Source organism: Streptomyces sp. NPDC002156 (assembly GCF_053593675.1).
On the sequence record NZ_JBSFDA010000016.1, the window covers coordinates 12,932 to 34,676 of the forward strand.

A 21,745-nucleotide genomic window follows, 5' to 3' on the forward strand; every position below is an offset into this window, starting at 1 on the left:
CAACATCCGCTTACACACGGGTTCATGACAGGCAGACTTAGGCTCCGGATCATGACCAGGGATGGGCAGGCGATAGGCGCGGTGGGTAAGAGTCGCCCAGGGTGGCGCCCGGACAAGCTGAGGCAGCAGCGCGAGGCGCACGGCCTGACGCTCGAAGGCGCGGGCGAGCAGGTGCGCGAGGTGGCCAGGGCCTCGGGGCTCACGGTGCCGGCCGCCAACTTTCAGACGCTGTGGCAGCACGAGCAGGGTGAGGTCTATCCCGGGCCGCACTACCGGCGCGCGTACTGCCTGCTGTACCGCGCGACCGAGCCGGAGCTCGGCTTCCGTAACGCTCTGCCCGACGAGGCCACGAAGCTCAAGTTCACCGCGTCGAGCGAACCGCAGAACGGCGCCCATGTCCTGGCCGTGGAACGGGCGTTGCACCAGCTGGCACCGAGCGCGGAGGACGCCGACGGCCTGGGCGTCCAACAGCGGATCCTCGATGCCTGGAAGCGGCGTCACACGGGCGGTGATCCGAACAGGCCGACGCTGATGATGGTCGGCGGCTACGCGGGCAGCGGGAAGTCGGAGTTCGCCCGCTTCGTATCGCAGCTCACCGGGTGGCCCGTCCTCGACAAGGACCCGATCACGCGCCCGCTTGTCGAGCGCCTCCTTGTTGAAATGGGCAGCGAGCCCAACGACCGGCACACCGACCTCTACCGGGAGAAGGTCCGCCCGCTGGAGTACCAGTGCCTGCTGGAGACCGCGTACGCGAACGTCGACTGCGCGATCAGCACCGTCCTCTCGGCCCCCTTCATCGCCGAGACCACCGACCCTCGGTGGATGCGGCGCCTGATCAACCGCTGCGAAGCACGTGGCGTCACCGTCGCTGTCGTCTGGATTCAGTGCGACCTCGACACGATGCACGAGTACATCAGCTTCCGGTCCGCCGCCCGGGACAGCTGGAAACTCCAGAACTGGGACACGTACGCCAGCGGGATCGATCTCGAACTGCGGCCCGTCGTACCGCACTTGGTCGTCGACAACCGGCTCGGCGCCGCGATATCGCTCACGGACCAGGTACGCCAGGTCTTCGGGACGATGTTTCCGTGAGGCAGGGCATCATGCTGTACGGGCCGCCGGCGACAGGCAAGGACACGATCACGGCCGCACTCACCGAACTCGACGCGCGGTACGTGCCGTTCACCCGGCTGAAGGTCGGGACCGGGAAGTCCGAGGGCTACCGGATGAGTACAGCTGAGCAGCTGGCCGTCTTGGAGGCACGCGGCGACGTCATCTATCGCAACGACCGATACGGCAACATTTACGTCGTCGACCGGCCCGGCCTCGACCAGGCCATGGAGGGTGGCAGGACCCCCGTCGTCCACCTCGGTCAGATGGTGGGGATGGAGCAGGTGGCCGCTCTCTTCCCGGCGCGCTGGGTGCGCGTTCTGCTGTGGTGCTCCAAGGAGACCACCGCCCGACGCTCACCGCAGCGGGGCGACACCGACACGGCGGCTCGGCTGGCCGCGTGGGACGCCACTCAGGCCGATCTTGCGGCTCATCCGCAGGCTGAGTGGGAGCTGCGCGTAGACACGGAGGCGACGGAACCCCGTCAAGCAGCACAGAGGATCAACGACATCGTCCGTGCTACGTCACCTCGCTCCTGACGGACTCGGCGCAATACACCCTGCTCAACTCGGGTTGTCCAGGTCCCCCTCGACGCGCAGGGCTTCCAGTGCCTCGGCGATATCCAGGTGCTCGTCTCTGTTGCCGTCCCACCGGGCGAGCGTCGCCGCAGCGGCGCGCATGAGGGAATCCGGCAGCCCTGCGTCGGCGAGCAGTGCCGCCGCGTCCTCAAGTTCTGGGCCCCAACGCCAGGCACGAGCAGCGGTCTTGGGGATGTAATCGGTCTCCACGAGGTAGCTGCGGGTGCGCTTCGCCGCGATCACCAGCAGCTCGTCCGCGACACCGTACGTGTCCGCCGCCCCGTACGCCACGGCGGCCAACACGCGGGAGACCTTCTGGTAGCTGGAGTACGCGAGCTTGAGAGCGGAGGCTTGGCCGATGCTGTCGCCCAGAACATGGGTCTGCACGTCGGTGCCGGCGAAGAGTTCGGCGATCCGGTCGGCTTTCTCGCCAGGGCCGGACAGATAGAGCGTCGGGGACTTGCCGCCCACCGGAGGCGATCCGACCACGGTGGCATCGATGGCCGGCATCGGGGCCAGGCAGTCGGCGATTCGCTGCACGCGCGACGGTGAGACGGCGTTCGCTTCAACATAGAGCGTGCCCGCGCCGACCATGCCAAGCTCGGCTACCTGGGCGGCGGTGTCCTCCGCTGCGGCGGGAGGGCACAGGGAGAGCAGCACGTCAGAGCGGGAGACGAGCTCCGGCAGTGCCTCGGCTTCCAGGCCCGCGTGCTCGGCCCGGCGGCGGGTTGTGTCGCTGCGTCCGTCGGGGCACCACAGCACGATGTGGCCGCGGGCGCGCAGCTGGGCGCCGAAGGCGGATCCCATGCTGCCGGGGTGCAGCAGCCCGACGGTGTCCGTCATGCCATGGTCCTCGCGTGGTCGGCGGAGTGCAGGAGCAGCAGGTCGATGGCGGCGCGTGCATGCGGCACCGTGTGGTCCGGCCCGGGATCGTCCGGCGGCCAGGAGCGGTCGTTGCCGATCCAGATGGTGTTGAGCCCCGCAGAGCGTCCGCCGCCGATGTCGTTGACCGGGTTGTCGCCGACCATCCAGCCGCCGTCGCCCAGCACGGTGCCGCAGCGGGCCGCCGCCAGGGCGAAGTGCCGGGTCTGCGGTTTGCGAGCATCGGCCTCCTCGGAGACGAAGACGCCGTCCACGCGCTCGGCGATACCGGTGGCCCACAGCTTGGCGCGCTGGATGTCCACCGCACCGTTGGTCGCCACCCCCACTCGCCAGTCGGCCACACGCAGCTCGTCCAAGCCGTCGAGGACCTCGGGCGGGCACGACACCATGGCCGCGATTTCGGTAACGTACACGCGCCACAACTCCGCAGTCGACGTGGCTAGTTGGTACCGGGCGCGGATCACATCAAAGGTGGACGGATAGGCCCGCTCAGCCACCATGTCCAGGACGTGCGCCTGCTCCTCGTCCTCCAGACCGTGCCGGGTGGTGAACTCGGCGGCCCAGTCGGCGAGTGCTCTCTGCCTGTCCACGAGGGTGTTGTCGAGGTCGAAGAGAACTAGGAGGCGCTGCACACCCGGCACCCTAATGCGCGAGGGTCGGTTCTGTGAGAGTTGTCCAACCTGAAGTTGCAGGTCGCGGGCTGGCGTGGGCCGGGAGTCTTCAAGGTGACCTTGTGGCGCGTGCGCTGAGCGAGATCCGCCAGAGCGCTCGATCGATCCCGGTTCGCAGAGCTCAACAGAACTGATACGCGCCCCTAACCAGGCCATATCCACCGGATTGAGTGACCTGGCAGGCTATCGAGAGGCGTAACAACACCGGTTCCTCGTGTACGCCTTCCCGTCTCGCTCTCCGAGCCCGGCCCATCCGGCAGTGCTGGACCGGCCCGAATTCGTCACGACTGCTTGCCGCTCTCACCGACGTTCCTCCAGGTCAGGCTGTCGTCAGCTTCGCCTGCCCGCTTCGACGGGCAGGCGGCGGAGTCCTTCCACCCCCGCTCGATCACACAGCGCCTCGTGGCGCACCCCCGCGTAGCGCGGAGTCCGTGATTGCAGGGGAAGCCCCAGATCACTTCAATTGCGATAACTGGACAGACTCCGACACCACATGTCAGTGGCGTGCGCGATGATGTAGGCCGACCAGGGGATGAGAGAGGTTTGGCCGCTGTGGATGTCTTTGAACTGCACCGGAAGCTTGTCGCTGACTACCGGCAGTTCACCGAGTCATTCGTGGGCATCCGGGACCCCAGGATTCGTGAGGCCGTCGAGCGCGACCTCGCAGAAGGCGGCCAATGGCCGGACGCATGGCTGTCGATCAACCCTCTTTTCGAACCGGGGGGCTCGGTTGACGAGCTCGTCAAGGGCCAGCTGCTGCACCCCGAGTGCTCCAAGATCTTCCGCACCGGCAAAGACGCCGAAGGGTCTCCCGGCGTTCCCATCTCTTTCCACCGACACCAGCGAGAAGCGATCGAGGTAGCCACCACTGGCAGGAGCTTCGTACTCACCACGGGCACCGGATCGGGCAAGAGCCTCGGCTACATCGTGCCAATCGTGGACCACATCCTGCGTGCACGCGCCGCGGGCGATACGCAACGCCGTACGCGCGCGGTGATCGTGTACCCGATGAACGCTCTCGCGAACAGCCAGCGCAAAGAGCTCGAGAAGTTCCTTCAGGCAGGGTACGGGCCAGAGGCGTCGCCGGTGACCTTTGCCCGCTACACCGGCCAGGACTCCGAGGAGGAACGCCACCGGATCCTACGCGATCGCCCCGACATCATCCTCACGAATTACGTGATGCTCGACCTCCTACTCACCCGCGACAAGGAGCGCGGAAACTTTCTGAATGCCACACGCGATCTGCGTTTCCTCGTCCTGGACGAGCTCCACACTTACCGCGGCCGGCAGGGAGCGGATGTCGCTCTGCTGGTGCGGCGTGTGCGGGACGCCTGCGAGGCGCGGAGCCTTCAGTGCATCGGAACCTCAGCGACCATGTCGAACGAGGGAGATCATCTGGAGCGCCGCAAAGACGTGGCTCGCGTTGCCAGCCGGATCTTCGGAGGCCCGGAGGACGTAGCACCGGAACATGTAATCGGCGAAACACTCCGCCGCGCCACCCGAGGGCCGGATCCGTCGCCGGCGCAGTTGACTGAAGCTGTCCTCAGAGCACCGGACCGGCTCACCCGCAGCTACGACGACCTTACTGAGGATCCGCTCGCGGTCTGGATCGAGAACACGTTCGGTCTGCGGGACCAGGCCGGGCATCTGGAGCGACAGCGCCCGATCACGCTAGCCGATGCTGCTGTTGGCCTGGCCGCCCTGGTGAACCAGGACGAGGACTTGTGCAGGGCTGCCATCGAGGACATGCTGCGCGCCGGGGCGAAGGCGAAGGACCCTGACACACATCGTCCCTTGTTCGCCTTCCGCCTGCACCAGTTCGTGTCGAAGGGGGACACCGTCTATGTAAGCCTTGAACCCGAGGCGACGCGCTACGCCACCAGGCGATACCAGCGTGTGGTCCAGGGCGATCGGGGGAAGCTCCTGCTGCCCTTGTCCTTCTGCCGCGAGTGCGGCCAGGAGTACCTCGTTGTGTCCCGGACGATGAGAGCTGGCCAAGTGGCCTACGAGCCGAGGCACGATCACGAGTCGGACGACGATCAGACCGCGGACGGCTATCTGTATGTGAGCACCGCCGCACCGTGGCCGGCGGATCCTGTCGCGGACGGGCGGCTGCCGGACTCATGGCTCGTGCGCGAGGAATCCGGTATCGATGTAATCGACAATCGTCGGCGCTTTCTTCCGGTGCCTGTGACCGTGGCCCTCGACGGTACGGAAATGGGGTACGGCGGCGCGGAGAGTGAACCCTCAGCCGCAGGCGACCACGGCACTGAACCTGCCGACGGTGCCGAGGGGCTTAGGGCTGCCTTCGTCCCCGCCCCGTTCCTGTTCTGCCTGAACCCCGAGTGCAAGGTCTCGTACGAACAAGTCCGTGGCCGGGACTTCGCCAAGCTCGCCAGCCTCGACTCGGAGGGGCGCAGCTCCGCGATGACGGTGATCAGCGCGAGCATCGTCCGGAGTCTGCGCAGCCAGCCACCCGGCGAGGAGATGCCGCGAGAGGCTCAGAAGCTGCTCACCTTCGTGGACAACCGTCAGGACGCCAGTCTGCAGGCCGGGCATTTCAACGACTTTGTCCAGGTGACGCATCTGCGGGGCGCTCTGGTCAAGGCGTTGAGCGACGTCGGTGCAGCCGGGTTGCACTACGACACTCTGGCACAGCGTGTCACCGATGCCCTGGCCCTGCCAGTGGAGTCCTACGCGGGCAGGGCAGAGGTTCGCTTCAGCCATCAGCGGGAGAATGTCACCTCTGCTCTGCGCGCGGTAGTGGAACTCCTTCTGTACCAGGATCTGCAGGGGTCCTGGCGTGTGACGATGCCGGGCCTGGAGCAGACCGGGCTCCTGGCTTTCGACTATCCGGCTCTCGGTGAGATTGCGGCTGCCGAGGACCTTTGGGAGAGCGGGCACGTGGCTCTCGCCGACGCCGCCCAGGAGCAGCGCGAGCAGCTGCTGCGGCTGGTGCTTGATGAGATGCGCCGCAATCTCGCCGTCGACGTCGAGGTGCTGTCCCGCACCGGTTTCGAGCGGGTGCGTTCGCGCTCCGACCAGTGGCTGACCGGCCCCTGGGCGCTCGCGGAGAGTCATCCGGAGCCCCGCCCTGCGGCTGTGTTCCCAACGTCGGCGCGGCCCGGCGGGTACCGCAGTGACGTCCACTTCACCGGCCGGTCCATGCTCGGCCGCTATCTACGCGCGCCGAGCTGTTTCCCTCATCTGTCGGACCGCCTGACCGTCGACGACGCCCAGCTCGTGATCCGCAGGCTGCTCGAAGTGCTCTGCCAAGCAGACCTGATCACGGAGTCCGTGCCACGGTCAGAGACGGGTACCCCCGGCTACCGGGTGAAGGCATCCTCGCTGCTCTGGCTGCCTTCAGACGGTTCCGCAGGCATGCGCGACCTCCTGCGGCGCCGGCACGGTGGCACCGCACCGCGCGTCAACGCCTTCTTCCGCGGTCTCTACGCGGATCTCGCCCACAGCCTCGCCGGTCTGCAGGCCGCGGAGCACACTGCTCAGGTCCCCACGCCCGTACGGGAGGAACGGGAGGCTCGGTTCAGTTCTGGCCGACTGCCGCTGTTGTACTGCTCCCCGACGATGGAGCTCGGCGTCGACATCAAGAGCCTCAACACAGTCGCGATGCGCAATGTGCCACCTACCCCGGCGAATTACGCGCAGCGATCCGGGCGCGCGGGACGTTCCGGTGAGCCCGCTCTGGTCACCACCTACTGCGCCATCGGGAACGCACACGATCAGTACTACTTCCGTCGGTCGCACCTCATGGTGCAAGGGCGGGTGGCACCGCCGCGCCTCGACCTCGCGAACGAGGATCTGGTCCGCAGCCACATCCAGGCAATCTGGCTCGCCGAGACCGGAGCCGACCTGCACTCGAGCCTGCCTGAGGTGCTGGATCTCGCTGATTCGATGCGCGGCTATCCGGTGCGCGAGGAGATCTGGGCGCAGATGCTCGATCCGGCACCGGCCCGCCGTGCGGAGGAGCGAGCCCGTAACGTGCTCGCGTCCGTACCGGACCTCGACACCTCAAGCTGGTGGAGCCCGCGCTGGCTGGAGGACGTCGTCCGCAACGCCGCCCGAGGCTTCGACCGAGCATGCGACCGCTGGCGCAACCTCTACCGGGGCGCTCTAGCGGAGCAGGAGGAACAGAACCGCCGCGTCCTCGACCAGTCGCTGAGCCCCCAGTCCCGTGAGCAGGCGGCCCGTCGCAGGCGCGAGGCCGAGAACCAGCTCAAGCTGCTGCGGAACGAGGACAGCCAGCGCCTCGGCCACAATTTCAGCGACTTCTATACGTACCGCTACTTCGCGTCTGAGGGGTTCCTGCCCGGATACTCCTTCCCGCGACTCCCGCTGGCCGCGTACATCCCAGGCTCCCGCAAAAATCGGGGTGCGGGTACTGAGGGCGACTACCTGCAACGCCCCCGCTTCCTAGCCATCAACGAGTTCGGCCCCGGTGCCCTCATCTACCACGAAGGAGCCCGATACGAGGTCAAGCGGGTGCAGTTGCCCATCGCCGAACCGGGCGAGATCGACACCGAAGCGGCCCGGTTCTGCCGCCACTGCGGCTACTTCCACGAGCAGAAAGCCGGGACGGATCTCTGCGACAACTGCGGTGAAGCGCTCACCGGGCTCATCCCCAACCTGATGCGGCTGACCACAGTCGTCACCGAGCGTCGCGAACGCATCTCCTCCGACGAGGAAGAACGACGCCGGGCAGGCTTCGAGCTGGAAACCGCCTACCGGTTCAACGCGCACGGCGACCGACCGGCCAGGCTGGACGCCCAGATTCTCCTCGATGGCCAGAAGCTTGCCGATCTGGCCTACGGAGACACCGCCAGCCTGCGCGTCATCAACAAGGGACGACGACGACGCAAGGACAAGGCACGGGTCGGTTACCGCATCGACACTGCGACCGGCCGATGGCTGCCCGACAAGCAGGCCGAAGCCCTCGAATCGGACGAACGGGAGTCGTTTGCGGATGCCGACATTTCGCGCCCCGTGGTCCCCTTTGTGGAGGACCGACGGAACATCCTCCTTCTGCGTCTCGCCGAGCCGGTTGACGAGATCACCGCCACCACGTTGCGTTTCGCCCTTGAGCGCGGTGTCGAGGCGGCATTCCAGCTGGAGGACTCCGAGCTGACCTCCATCGCACTGCCGGACCCGGACAACCGGGCCCGGATGCTGTTCACGGAGAGCGCCGAGGGCGGGGCCGGGGTGCTGCGCCGCCTGCAGGCCGAACCGGACGCCCTGGCAACTGCGGCCGCCGAAGCCCTGCGTATTGTGCACACCGACCCCGACACCGGTGAGGACGTGCCGGCGGCGGCCGGCCTGCCCGAGCCCTGCGAACTCGGTTGCTACGACTGCCTTCTGTCGTACGGGAACCAGAGCGAGCACCGGCTGATCGACCGTACGAAGGCGATTGGGCTGTTGAGGGGCATCGCACGGGCAACGGTGCGAGGCACGGGTGGGGCAGCCAGTCCTGCCGACCGGCTCAACATGCTCAAGGAGGACAGCGAGAGTGAACTGGAGCGAAACTTCCTCGATTTCCTCGCTGTCCGGGAGCTGCGTGTGCCGGACGAGGCGCAGGTCCCGCTGATAGAGCTCGCGGCCCGCCCGGACTTCGTCTACCGCCTCGCCGGTGCTGACGTCGCCGTCTTCGTCGATGGTCCGCACCATGACCGGCCCACCCAGCAGCAGCGCGACGAGGAGGCCGAGGACCGGCTGATGGACGCGGGCTGGCTGGTGGTCCGCTTCGGGCACACTGACAACTGGCAGAAGATCGTCGACCGTTATCCGAACGTGTTCGGATCCGGAGGAGCCCGGTGACCAAGTACGAGACCGGCAACCTGGTGGCCGCCCGCGGGCGGGACTGGGTTGTGGAGAAGGTCACCGAGGATTTTCTGGTGGCACGCCCACTGGGCGGTGACGCGGCATTCACCACCGGGCTCTTCGTCGAGGAGGTAGAGGACTCCTCATTTCCCCGGCCCAGCACCGACCCCGACGAGGTGGGTGACTTCAGCAGCGCGGGGCTCCTTCGAACCGCGCTGCAGATCGGGTTTCGGGACAGCGCGGGTCCCTTCCGGTCCCTCGCCCAGTTGAACTTCGAGCCTCGGCGCTACCAGCTGGTACCGCTGATGATGTCGATGAGCATGGATGTGACGCGTCTACTCATCGCCGACGATGTCGGCATCGGCAAGACCGTGGAATCAGGACTCATCGCAAAGGAGCTAGTGGCGCAAGGGCAGGTTGACCGGTTCAGTGTGCTGTGCCCCCCAGCGCTGGCCCGGCAGTGGCAGGACGAGCTGCGGGACAAGTTCGGCATCGAAGCCGCGCTGGTTCTGCCCAGCACCGTCAAGAAGCTGGAGCGCGACCTGATGGGCGCCGAAAGCCTCTTCTCCCGATACCGGTTCACAATCGTGTCGACGGACTTCATCAAGCGGGAGGACCGCCGCAGCCAGTTCCTGCGCAGCGCACCGGAACTCGTCATCGTCGACGAAGCCCACACCTGCGTACCAGACGCCGCCGACCGGGCCGGCAAACACCGCCAGTTGCGCTACGAGCTCCTCACCGAGCTTTCCACATCACCACAGCGCCACATCATTCTGGTCACCGCCACTCCGCACAGCGGTAAGGAGGAGTCCTTCCGCTGTCTCATCGGGTTGCTCGACCCTCAGTTCGCCCCGGATTCCGGCTCGTTCGACCCGTCCCAGTCCGAAGACAGGATGCGCCTGGCCAAGTTCTTCGTGCAGCGACGCCGCCGCGACATCAAGCACTACCTGCAGGAGGAGACCCACTTCCCGGACACGCGGTTCCTGCGGGATGTGCCCTTCCGGATGCACGACGAGTACGCGGATCTCCTGGAGGACATACTGGCGTACGCGCGCGAGACCGTGCGTACGAGCAGCGGTGCGACCCGCGACCGCATCCGCTGGTGGTCCGCCCTCGCCCTGCTGCGCTCCCTCGCTTCCTCGCCGCTGGCCGCCGCCGCCACATTGGAGACCAGGGCCGCCGTCGAGGGTCTGACCGACGTGGAAGCAGAACGGCTCGGCCGAGCCTCTGTCCTGGACGGCACCGAGGACGACACCGACGAAGGCGCCGACGCCGCGCCTGCCGGTGATGCCACTGAGGCACTGATCCCTCTCACGGCAGTGGAAGGAGCCGATGGGAGTGAACTGAGCGACCGGGACAAGGCCCGGATCCTGGAGGAGCGGAAAAGGCTCCGGCGATTCGCCGAACGCGCTCGGCAGCTCGCCGGCCCTGAGCACGACCGGAAGCTCCTTCAGGTGGGCAAGGAAGTCAAGCAGCTGATCACGGCCGGCTACAACCCCATCGTCTTCTGCCGGTACATTCCCACGGCCCAGTACGTTGCGGACTACCTGAAGTCCATCCTCGGCAAGATCACCGTCGAGCACGTCACCGGGCTGTTGCCCCCGAAGGAGCGCGAGGACCGTATCGCGACGCTCACTCAGAACCCTGCCGCTCGCAGGGTCCTGGTCGCTACCGACTGCCTGTCGGAGGGCGTCAACCTGCAGCACGGCTTCCAGGCTGTCGTCCACTACGACCTTCCGTGGAACCCGACGCGTCTCGAGCAGCGCGAAGGACGTGTCGATCGTTTCGGCCAGCGTTCGACGTACGTGCGAGCCGTGACCCTGTACGGCGAGGACAACGGCATCGATGGTGTGGTCCTCGAAGTCCTGCTGCGCAAACACCGCGCCATCCAGAAGGCGACCGGCGTCGCGGTACCGGTCCCGGAGGCAGCCGACAGCCTGGTACAGGCACTCGTGCAGGGTGTGCTGCTGCGCGGCCGCGAAGAGCGACAGCTGACCCTCGACGTGGAGGCCGAAGAGGCGGCCGAGGCACTTGAGCGGCAGTGGCGCGACGCAGCCGAGCGTGAGTCCAAGGCACAGACCCGCTACGCGCAACGCACCATCCACACCGACGAGATGCAACAGGAGATCGACGCCCTCCGGCAGGCCATCGGAAACCGGGACGACGTCATCCGGTTCGTCCGAGCCAGCCTCACCAAGCTGGGCGCCACCATGCGTCTCGCTCCCTCCCGCGAAGAGGTCTCGGTCAGCGCCCGCCGAAGGCCCGCCGGTTCCTCCGCGATCGCCCAGCCAGCCTTCGAGGAACCGAAAGAAGAAGCAGGGGACTTCACCGCCGACCTCACCGGGCTGCCCCCTGGACTGCTGCGTGACCTACAGCTGGACGGCGCGGCCCGAACCCTGGAGCTCACCTTCCGCGCAGAAGGTGCTGAACGGATCGGCGAAGTTTCCCTCACCAGGTCGGATCCCCGTGTGGTCGCTCTGGCCCAGTGGGTGCTCGACACCTCCCTCGACGGATCGATCGCCGGCGGGCGGCGCCTGGCCCGGCGCTGCGGCGTCATCAGGACGACCGCAGTGGACTCCCGCACCACGCTTCTGCTGGTACGCCTCCGCCATCACCTGACCCTGCCGGGGCGCGGCACGACACCCACAGTGGCCGAGGAGGCCCGCGTCCTCGCCTACCGGGGCAGTGCTAGCGCACCCGAGTGGCTCACCCCGCCGGAAGTAGCCCAGCTCCTGGACGCCGAACCCACAGCCAACGCCATGGAAGAACACGTACGTCAGTACGCGGACCGGGCCGTACGCGATCTTGACCGAATCCAGCCGGAGCTGGACCGTTATGGAGAGGCAGCAGCATCCGAGCTCCTCGCAGCGCACCGACGCGTCCGCCGCTCCGCCTCCGCCGCCCGGCGCGGACTGCAGGTGACGTTCCAGCCCTCGGCCGATGTCCTCGGCGTGTATGTGTACGTTCCTGACACCGCATCAACCAACCGGACCACCACACCCGGAGGCACCGCGTGAGCCTGACTGCCGTCCCTCTCGCGAGCGACGGATTCACCGCTGTCCGTATCGAGGGCAGCGTGCTCTCCCCCGAGATCCTGGCGCGTATCTCCGCAGGAGACCGCGCCCTGCCCGGGATGACGCCGGGCGAGTACAGCCTGCCAGTCGGGCGACTAGGCGACGCCGTGAGCCGGTCGTGGGTGTATCTGCAGGGCGTGTACCAGTCTTACCGTGACCAACTGAAGCAGCAGCCAGCGGCCAACCTCGGCACCACTCTGACCCGGCGGAAGTGGCTGCTCCCCCTCTTCGCCGAACTCGGCTACGGCCAACTGCCTGCGACACGGCGGGGAGTCACAGCTGGCGGACGATCCTTCCCCGTAAGCCATCTCCACCACGAGCACTTCCCAGTCCACCTTCTGTCCTGGCACGCCGAACTGGACCGCCGCCCCGCGAAGGGAGGACGCGTCCCCCAAGCCATGCTGCAGGACTGCCTCAACACCGGCGGCTCGCTGTTGTGGGGGGTGCTCTCCAACGGCCGCGTGCTGCGACTGGTGCGGGACTCCACCTCCCTCGTCGGCTCCGCGTACATCGAGTTCGACCTCGAATCGATCTTCGACGGGGACCTGTACGCGGACTTCTACCTGCTGTATGCCCTACTGCACGCCTCTCGCATCGACCTGCTGCCCCGCAAGGAGGACGCACCCGGAGAGCCAACCGCCGCCGACTGCTGGCTCGAACGCTGGCGGGAGGAAGCCCTGGAGAGCGGCTCACGCTTCCTGCGGGGCCTGAGTACTGGGCTTCAGCGTGCGCTGGAGGAGCTGGGCTCCGGCTTCCTCGCCCACCCCGCCAACGAGCAGCTGGGCACAGGGCTCAGGAGCGGCGACATCCCCAAGGACCGCCTCAACACCGCCCTGCTACGCCTCGTCTACCGACTGATCTTCCTGTTCGTCGCCGAGGACCGGCAGGCGCTGTTCGGCAAGGACAGCGATCCGCAAGCCCGGGCCCGCTACGAGACGTACTTCTCCAGCGGCCGACTGCGCCGCCTCGCCTTGACAATGAAGGGCGACCGCCGGGACGACCTGTGGCAAGCCCTGGTCATGGTGCTGAACGCCCTCGGCAAGGAGGGCGGGGATCCTCGACTCGCTCTGCCAGGACTCGGCGGGGTCTACGATCCTGGTCCCCAGGACCACCTCCTCGACGACGTCACCCTGGCCTCCCTGCGGCTGCCCAACGACCGTCTCCTCGCCGCCGTGCGCCACCTCTCCCGGGTCCGCAGCGACGACGGCAGCCGCTGGCTTCCCGTCGACTACCGCCACCTCGGCGCGGAGGAGCTGGGCGGGGTGTACGAGGGGCTGCTCGAACTGGTCCCGGACCCCGATCCGGACCGCAAGACCTATCACCTGCGCAACTCCGCCGGGCATTCCCGCAAGGCTTCGGGCTCGTATTACACTCCCGCGGCCCTTGTGGACACCCTGCTCGAATCCGCCCTGGATCCCGTCTTGGAGGAAGCGGCGAGGTCGTCCAACCCCGCGGACGCCTTGCTGCGGGTGACCGTGTGCGACCCGGCGTGCGGATCCGGACACTTCCTGGTCGCCGCCGCTCGCCGCATCGCCAAACGCATCGCCGTCGTACACACCCAAGAGACCGAACCACCCGTCGATGCCGTACAGCGCTGGCTGCCCGACGTCGTGGCCCGCTGCATCCACGGCGTAGACCTTGACCGCATGGCTGTCGACCTCGCCAAGTTCGCCCTCTGGATGCAGGCCCTCGAACCGGGCAAGCCCCGCCCGATGTCCTTCCTCGATGCCCACATCCGTCACGGCAACGCCCTGCTCGGTGCCACGCCGCGCTTGTTGGAACAGGGCATCCCCGACGTGGCGTACCAGGCCCTCGAAGGCGACGACGTCAAGCAAGTCGCCCGGCTCCGCAAGCGCAACCGGGAAGAGCGCGACGCAGGACAGGACGCGCTGTTCTCCACTGGCGGCGTCACCGTGGCCACGGGCAACGCTCACCACGCCCACGTCATCGCGGACATCCACAGCAAGCCCGGTCGCAAGCTCGCCGACATCCATCGGCAGATCGACAAGTACCGCTCATGGCAGTCCTCCCCGGAGAAAGTCAGGGATCGCCGTATCGCGGACGCCTGGTGCGCCGCCTTCGTGTGGCCCACCTATGTCGGCGGACCGGAGGGAATCGCCGCGGACTCCTGGCGCCGCATGATCGAGAACGGCAGCGCGGGTGCAGTGACCGACCAGACGGTAGACCAACTGGCCCGTGAATACGGGTTCTTCCACTGGCATCTGGAGTTCCCGCACATCTTCAACAGCTCGGACGACGAAGCGCCCGGATACGACCCAGACCTGGGATGGAGCGGCGGCTTCTCTTGCGTCCTGGGCAACCCTCCTTGGGACCGTGTGAAACTCCAGGACAAGGAGTTCTTCGCCACACGCGTCCCGGAGATCGCGGACGCTACGAACAAGGCGGCCCGCGACCGCGCGATCGCCAAGCTCGCCGCCTCGCCGGACCAACGCTTCCACTACGACGCCTATCTCGCTGCGCGCCGGCGCTCCGAGGGCACTCTCCATATCCTGCGCGACTCAGGACGCTTCCCATTCACAGGACAGGGCGACGTCAACACGTACTCTGTGTTCGCCGAATCCGCCCGTCAGTTCATCGCGGGGCATGGCCGCATGGGCATCATCGTGCCGACCGGCATCGCAGTGGACTCCACAACCGCACCATTTTTCCGGGACATCCTCCAACAGCGGCGCCTCGACTCACTGCTGGACTTCGTCACCAACCCACGGATCTGGACGGATGTGGGCAACCGCCGCTTCCGCTTTTCTCTCCTCACGGTCACTGGGCGAAACACCGAAATCAGGCAAGCCGAGTCATGGACCCTGGCTAAACATCCTGACGAACTGCCGCCGCGAGGCGATCGCATTGAGGTCAATCCGAAGGATCTGCTGCTGGTGAACCCCAACACCGGCACTATGCCCATGTTCCGCACCCAACAGGACGCCGACATCACGCTCGGAATCTACGGGCACGTACCAGTGCTCTGGAACGAAAACGACAACATCCATGAGGCCAACCCGTGGGGCATCTCCTTCATGCGGATGTTCGACATGGCCAATGACTCCGACCTGTTCTGGGAGCAGCCCGAACTGGAGGCCGGAGGGCTGCACTTGGAAGGAAACGTCTTCACCAACGGCACTGGCAGACTGCTGCCACTGTATGAGGCGAAGTTCATCCACCACTACGACCATCGGCTGTCCTGCTACAGCAAGCGACCTCAGGGCAGCCAGGACACGGAGCTGCCGCGGCTGACGCTTGAGGAGAAAAACGACCCGTGGCGGGGGCCGATTCCGCGGTACTGGATGTCCGAGTGCGATGTGGACTACCGCTTGGGTGGACGGTGGGATAAGGGATGGCTATTGGGGTGGCGCGATGTGACTCGGTCCACGGACGAGCGGACACTCGTGGCTGATGTGGTGCCTCGTATTGCCACGAACAACAAGTTCCTCCTCGCGTTCGCCCGACACGGAAGTCCAGCAGCGCTACTTGCATGCATGTCTTCGTTTGCTATGGATTTCCTCGTCAGACAGAAGATGAGTGGCGTTTCTCTCAACTACTTCATCCTTAAGCAGATCGCGCTTCCTCGCCCTGAGGCGTTCGACCAGCTCAGATGGGTCCAAGAGCAAACGGACATCGGCTGGATCGCCGCTCGCGTCCTGGAACTCACCTACACTGCCCACGACCTCGCCCCCTTCGCCCGCGACCTCGGCGACGAAGGCCCCCCCTTCCGCTGGGACGAAGCGCGCCGAGCCCAGATCCGGGCCGAGCTCGACGCCGCAATGTTCCACCTCTACGGCCTGGTCGAGGCCCAGGCCGGCCATGTGATGGAGACGTTCCCCATCGTGCGGGGCAAGGACATGGCGGCCCACGGCGAGTACCGCACGAAGCGGCTGATCATCGAGGCTTACACAGCCATGGACAAGGCCGCCCAGGCGGGCGACGCCTACGTCTCACCGCTCAACCCACCTCCGGGACAAGGGCCAAGGCATGTGCCGGAGTAATCCATTCTCCGTGCGACGAGGGCGCGGCAAGCTCGACACTTTAGGATCTGAAACGGCGTGACTACGCATCAGCGAGGGGACAAGGTGAGCGGCGTGGGTGACGGGGTAACGCCACAGGAAGCGGCGGCCGTACTCAAGAAGGTGCTCGACGACCGCACCGACCTCGACCGTGATGAATACGGGGACAACAAGCGCCTGCTCTTCGCCCTCCAGCTGCACCAGGGAATCGACGACATCCATGCGGTGGCCGTCGATTCCCTGACCGACGGGGGTCAGGACCACGGCTGTGACCTGGTCTACATCGACCCCGACTCCGAGAAGCTCATCATTGCCCAGGGGTTCGAGTCTCCCAAGTCATCCCTCGCAGAGCCCAAAGTATGGAAAGCCACCGCCCTCAACGAGAGCGTCGCCTGGCTGCTGAGCGGGAAACCGGAGGACCTGCCCGCACGGCTGAAGCCCGCCGGCGAGGCCGTCCGTCAGTCCCTCCAGGACGGACGCATCAAGGAGGCGCAGTTCTGGTTCGTCCACAATCAACTCGAGACCGCCAACGCGCGGGCCGAGCTCGACGCAACCGTTCGCATGGCGACGCGAGTGCTTCAGCAAGCGTATCCGGACTCCGCTCCGGAGCGCGTCATCGGTCTCGAGGTAGGTGTGCCCACCCTGTACCGCTGGTACAAAGGGTCGCGGAGTCCCATTCTGGTCACCGATGAGATCACTCTCACCGTGGATGACTGCTTCGAACTGTCAAGCGGTAAGTGGAGCGCCGTGTGCACCGCCGTGGACACCGCCTGGCTCCAGAACCTGTACTGGGAACACAACGGCACCGAGGAAAACCGTCTGTTCTCCGCCAACGTCCGTGGCTTCGTCGGAGTCAAGGGCAAGAAGGGCGCTATCAACAGCGCGATCCGTAAAACCGTGCAGGAGCAGCCGGCAAATCTCTTCGTCCTGAACAACGGCGTTACGGCTCTCACCCAGGGAGTCGAGGTTGGTGAGCCTGGCCCCGACGGTCGGCGTGTCATCACGTTGCAGGGTCTGTCGATCGTCAATGGTGCACAAACGACCGGGGCCGTGAGCGACGAAACCCTCCGCAGACAGACCGAGGCCGGCCAGCTGCTGATCCGGTTCGTGGTGTGCGACGACCCTTCGCTCGTCAGCGAGGTGATCCGCACCACGAACCGTCAGCTCGCCACCCTGCCGGCGGACTTCCGCAGCAACGACCGTACCCAGCTGCGCCTCATCAAGGAGTTCCAGCAGCTCGGCGACATCGCCTACGACGGCGGGCGCCGTACCGACCCCAGCGACATCGCAGTGGCGCCACCCGCGAACCGCGTCGTGGCGACGACGGCAGCCAAGGCCCTCGCAGCCTTCCACGGTGATCCCTACATCGCTTACAACGAGCCGGGCAGGATCTGGTCGGACGACGGGCTCTACGCCAGCCTCTTCGGCGACCACACCACGGCACGACATGTGCTGTTCTGCTACGGGTTGCATCGCGCGGTGGAGCAGGCGAAGACCGAGTACGCCGTCAGGTGCAGGAACGATCCAGACCTCAAGGGCAACCCGCGCAAGGTGCACGACTTCCTCCAGCGCCGCGGTGCTGTCCCCGTGGTCGTCGATGCCGTCGCCGCTTGCATGGACACCCTGCTCGGCCGCGGCACGCGCGATCCGTTCACTCTCGGGTTCTCCCGGCAGCCCACGCTCCCCAAAGTGATCAAGCACTGGCATCAGGCACTCAAACCCATAGTTCCGTTCCTCCCGCACCTCGCACCCTCTCTCCAACGCGGGGGCTCGAAAGGTGCCGGCGAGCACGACCGGGCGAAGGCGGTTGAGGACGCCCGCACGAACTTCGCCGGGATGGTTGAATCCCTGAGCGATCAGGACCACACGAAGACGGTATTTGACGTCTTCCGGCAGAACCTTGGCGAAAGGGCTGACTAGCCACCGCCACCGCCCCGTCTCCCTAACCAAGGCTCCGCCACTTAGAGGATCCAGAGACCTTCGCGTGCTCTCCCCCGACAACGCCATGTTCGGCACCCACGAACTCATCATCCGGGTCACAGAAGACACAGGTGACGCCGGAAATTTGGGCGTCGTACTCGCGCTGCTCACCCCTGGGACCTGGGCCACCCGGGACGACGTCGCCGACGTACTGCGAGTCGATCCCGCCACCGTCATGCGCTATGCACGGCAGATCCAGTCCAGTGCCTCCGATCGCATCGTCAGCAACGCGGCTCAGCCCGATTCGCAGTCCCAGGCGCACGCCATGCGCAGGGAAAGCACACTCCTGCCACAGTCGGGGAGACCAGATCCAGCCCGGAGGGTTACCGTCGAAGCTATGCGCGAAGCTCTGGGCACCGCTGCGCCATCCCCACCGCGCCGCGCCTGGCTAGTCCGGGCCTCCGACACGGGCCCCTCCGACCTGCTACAGGACTGGCTGAACGAGGGGTACTGCGGCGTCGAGGCGTCACGCTTGCGGGTGTTGGAGCCAGGTAGTGGCGAAGATGCCGTACGTCTCGCCGTCGAAGCCGATTACGCCCATCTCGCCCAAGTCGCCCTGAGAGACAAAAGCGCGGAGATCCACCTCTTCCTGAACCGGATGCGCGAGGGTGACCTGGTACTGACCCCTGCCAGAGAGGGTGATCAGCTGTATCTGGGGGAGGTCACGTCGGGCCCACACTTCACATCGGACCGGACGGTGGCCCTGACCCGCAGTGTGCGCTGGCTCAACACCGCGGCCCCTATCGATCCCTTCGAGGACGACATACCGGACGGCCTCAACGGCAAGCTCGGCGTCCAACTCAGCGTCGTCGACCTCACAGACCTCGCCGACGACCTCGCCACCATGCTGCCGACCGAGGCCGGCGCTCCCCCACCTCCACCCCGTCGCAGCCTGCACCTCCCCGGGCCGGACGCCCGGTTGGCCGAAGATCTGCATATCCGTCCGCAGGATCTCGACGACTGGATCAAACTCCTCAAGGAACGGCCTCAGCTCGTCTTCTACGGCCCGCCGGGCACTGGCAAGACGTATCTCGCACGCAAGCTTGCTCTGCACCTCACAGCAGGACGACGTGAACGCGTCACCCTCGTACAGTTTCATCCCTCGTACGCCTACGAGGACTTCTTCGAAGGGTTCCGCCCACGCCAGGGCAAGGACGGGCAGCCCGGATTCGAACTCGTGCCTGGTCCATTCCGGCGCACCGTCGAGAACGCCCGCAAGGACCCATCCAGCCCTCATGTTCTGATCATCGATGAAATCAACCGGGCCAATCTGGCTCGGGTTTTCGGAGAGCTGTACTTCCTGCTGGAGTACCGCGACGACATAGTGCATCTCCAGTACGGAACCGACGACGGCAACGGCTTCACGCTCCCGCGGAATGTCCTCATCATCGGGACGATGAACACGGTCGACCGGTCGGTGGCACGCGTCGACGCAGCCATGCGGCGACGCTTCTCCTTCGTTGAGCTGCATCCCACCGCCGAACCCACCTCGTCCATGCTGCGCAACTGGCTCCGCAGCGAAGGACTTCCGGATACCGCAGCCCTACTCCTAGAAGAGCTCAACAGCCGCATCGCCGAGCGGGACTTCCAGCTCGGACCGTCCTACTTCATGCGCCGTTCGCTGTATGAGGAGCCGGGCGCGCTCGCCCGCGCCTGGCGTACCTCGATCCTGCCGCTGCTAGCCGACCAGGAACCCGGCGATACCATCGATCGGTTCGCGCTAGACGAGATCCTCGACGAGCTCGGCATCGAGGAAGCGGCACTGCTGCGTCAGGCCCCCTCAGCTGACGAAGCTCCTGGCGAGGATGTCAGCGGTCCGGCATGACGCGCCTCGACCTGTCCGAGAGCGGCAAAGCCATTCAAGCGGAACTCAGCCCGCTACAGGCAGCTGCCCTGACCTCGTCTCGCATCGTGCGAGTGGAGCCAGGCCGCCGCCCCGGTCTGTGGCGAATCAGCGGCAACCGGCTCGTCGGGGCCGCGCGAATCGGGGGCATCGATGTCCGCATCGCACCCAAGACGCCGATCGCACGTCTCCTGTTCCTCCTGGCGTACACCGCAGCTCCGGACCGTTGGTACCCCGAGCCCATCGAAGCGTCGGAGCGCGACGGACTGCTCCCGGCGGTGGCGTACGCTTTCGTCAGAGCCGCTGAGCGCGGCCTCCGCCACGGCACGCTACAGGGGTACGTGAGTGTCGACGCGACACTGCCCGTCGTACGCGGTCGTATACGCCATGCTGATCAGCTGCGTCGGCACTTCGGCAGAGCCTTCCCCGTGGAAGCAAGCTACGAGGAATTCACCGAAGACATCCCAGAGAATCGCATCCTACGCTCGGCGGCCTGGCGTCTCTTGGCGCTCCCCGGGGTGCCGGCAACCTGCCGTCCCGAGCTCAGACGGGTGATCGCCGCACTCCCCGATGTGGGAGACGTGCCATCGACGCGGGCCTTGCCCGACTGGACTGCCAGCCCTGACAACGCGCGCTTGCGTACCGCAATCCGCCTCGGAGAGCTCGTCCTGCGAGGAGCTTCGTACGAACTCGACGGCGGGGGAACCGTCCCCGTGGATGGCCTACTGATCAACATGGAAAAGGTTTTCCAGGACTTTGTTGCTGTATCGCTCCGGGAAGCACTCCGTCCGTACTCCGGATATGTGATCACCGATGGCGGCCGCCACTTCCTCGACGAGGCACACCGGATCCGCCTGCTCCCCGATGTCGTTTGGTGTCGCGGCGACGGCACAGCTGCAGGGGTGGCCGACGCCAAGTACAAGGCGGACTCGGTGCGTGGCTTCCCGAACGCCGATCTCTACCAGATGGCCTCGTACTGTCTCGGTCTGGGACTTGACCGCGGGCACCTCATCTACGCCGCGGGCGAGAGGCAAGCCCTGCGTCACACCGTTCGGCACTCCGGCATTGAGCTCATACAGCACACCGTGCCGCTGGCTGCTGAGCCACCCGCAGTACTCACCGCCATGTCACGAATCGCCGCCGCACTCGTTCATAAAGCATGATGGCCTGACCAGAACATCACAAAAAGGCTCAACGGGGCACGCAGGGTGAGCGGTACGCGCTTCGCGCCGGCCATCGCGATGCAGGCGGCGTAGGAGTCGTAGAACGGCTCGAAGGCGATGACCTCGTCGTCCGGCTCCAGCAGCGCTGGCATGGTGGCGGCGATGGCCTCGGTGGCGCCGGCGGTGACCAGGACCTCGGTGTCGGGGTCGAAGGAGAGGTCGTAGAAGCGCTGTTGGTGGTCGGAGATTGTGGCGCACAGTTCCGGGATGCCGGGGCCGGGCGGGTACGGGTTGCCCTTCCCGTCCCGCAGGGCGCGGACGGCGGCCTCGCGGATCTCCTCGGGCCCGTCGGTGTCGGGGAAGCCCTGGCCCAGGTTGATCGCGCCCGTCGCGGTCGCCAGCGCCGACATCTCCGCGAAGATCGTCGTCCCGAGTCCGTCCAGCCTTCTGTTCAGCAGCACGTGACAGCAAGTCGCGGACCTGGTAGCCACTCCTGAGCAGGTCGGCTCCGGGGCCCGGTCTAGCTGTGATCATGCGCAAAGGACGCTGCCTCGCCTGCAGACTCGCCGCTCGCAGCCCGCGGACGGCTACGA

General features: G+C 66.3%; 10 protein-coding genes and 1 pseudogene. 8 read left to right on the forward strand and 3 right to left on the reverse strand.

Translation table 11 applies throughout. The features are described 5' to 3' along the window. Nucleotides 1-51: 51 nt before the first annotated feature. Nucleotides 52-1,092, forward strand: coding sequence for an AAA family ATPase (locus ACWCRB_RS09990; protein WP_450995578.1), 1,041 nt, complete (start codon nt 52-54; stop codon nt 1,090-1,092). Next, a complete protein-coding gene (locus ACWCRB_RS09995; RefSeq protein ID WP_329219690.1) occupies nt 1,089-1,649 on the forward strand; it encodes a phosphotransferase-like protein in 561 nt (186 codons plus the stop codon). The genes ACWCRB_RS09990 and ACWCRB_RS09995 overlap by 4 nt, the downstream gene beginning before the upstream one ends. A gap of 24 nt (nt 1,650-1,673) precedes the next feature. On the opposite strand, the gene ACWCRB_RS10000 is transcribed toward ACWCRB_RS09995, so the two are convergent. Both ACWCRB_RS10000 and ACWCRB_RS10005 read right to left on the reverse strand, forming a co-directional pair. Next, a complete protein-coding gene (locus tag ACWCRB_RS10000; protein WP_450995579.1) occupies nt 1,674-2,531 on the reverse strand; it encodes a DUF1932 domain-containing protein in 858 nt (285 codons plus the stop codon). Next, nucleotides 2,528-3,202 (reverse strand): HAD family hydrolase, encoded by a 675-nt coding sequence (locus ACWCRB_RS10005; protein ID WP_450995580.1) that lies wholly within the window; start codon nt 3,200-3,202, stop codon nt 2,528-2,530. The genes ACWCRB_RS10000 and ACWCRB_RS10005 overlap by 4 nt, the downstream gene beginning before the upstream one ends. A gap of 591 nt (nt 3,203-3,793) precedes the next feature. On the opposite strand from ACWCRB_RS10005, the gene ACWCRB_RS10010 reads away from it, so the two are divergent. The 6 genes from ACWCRB_RS10010 to ACWCRB_RS10035 all read left to right on the forward strand — a co-directional run bounded on the left by ACWCRB_RS10010 (nt 3,794) and on the right by ACWCRB_RS10035 (nt 21,152). Continuing rightward, nucleotides 3,794-9,070, forward strand: a complete 5,277-nt coding sequence (locus ACWCRB_RS10010; RefSeq protein WP_450995635.1) for a DEAD/DEAH box helicase — start codon at nt 3,794-3,796, stop codon at nt 9,068-9,070. Then, nucleotides 9,067-12,090, forward strand: a complete 3,024-nt coding sequence (locus tag ACWCRB_RS10015; protein WP_450995581.1) for a helicase-related protein — start codon at nt 9,067-9,069, stop codon at nt 12,088-12,090. Before ACWCRB_RS10010 ends, ACWCRB_RS10015 begins: the two co-directional genes overlap by 4 nt. Further along, nucleotides 12,087-16,148 (forward strand): Eco57I restriction-modification methylase domain-containing protein, encoded by a 4,062-nt coding sequence (locus ACWCRB_RS10020; RefSeq protein WP_450995582.1) that lies wholly within the window; start codon nt 12,087-12,089, stop codon nt 16,146-16,148. Before ACWCRB_RS10015 ends, ACWCRB_RS10020 begins: the two co-directional genes overlap by 4 nt. Nucleotides 16,149-16,241: 93 nt before the next feature. Next, nucleotides 16,242-18,086 (forward strand): AIPR family protein, encoded by a 1,845-nt coding sequence (locus ACWCRB_RS10025; protein WP_450995583.1) that lies wholly within the window; start codon nt 16,242-16,244, stop codon nt 18,084-18,086. Nucleotides 18,087-18,150: 64 nt separating this feature from the next. Then, on the forward strand, nt 18,151-19,971 hold the full coding sequence (locus tag ACWCRB_RS10030; protein ID WP_450995584.1) for an McrB family protein: 1,821 nt from the start codon (nt 18,151-18,153) through the stop codon (nt 19,969-19,971). Next, complete coding sequence (locus ACWCRB_RS10035; RefSeq protein ID WP_450995585.1) at nt 19,968-21,152, forward strand: McrC family protein; 1,185 nt, start codon at nt 19,968-19,970, stop codon at nt 21,150-21,152. The genes ACWCRB_RS10030 and ACWCRB_RS10035 overlap by 4 nt, the downstream gene beginning before the upstream one ends. Nucleotides 21,153-21,184: 32 nt before the next feature. On the opposite strand, the pseudogene ACWCRB_RS10040 reads toward ACWCRB_RS10035, so the two are convergent. Further along, nucleotides 21,185-21,562: pseudogene (locus ACWCRB_RS10040) on the reverse strand (aminotransferase class I/II-fold pyridoxal phosphate-dependent enzyme); the annotation flags it as partial. Between the last annotated feature and the right edge of the window lie 183 nt (nt 21,563-21,745).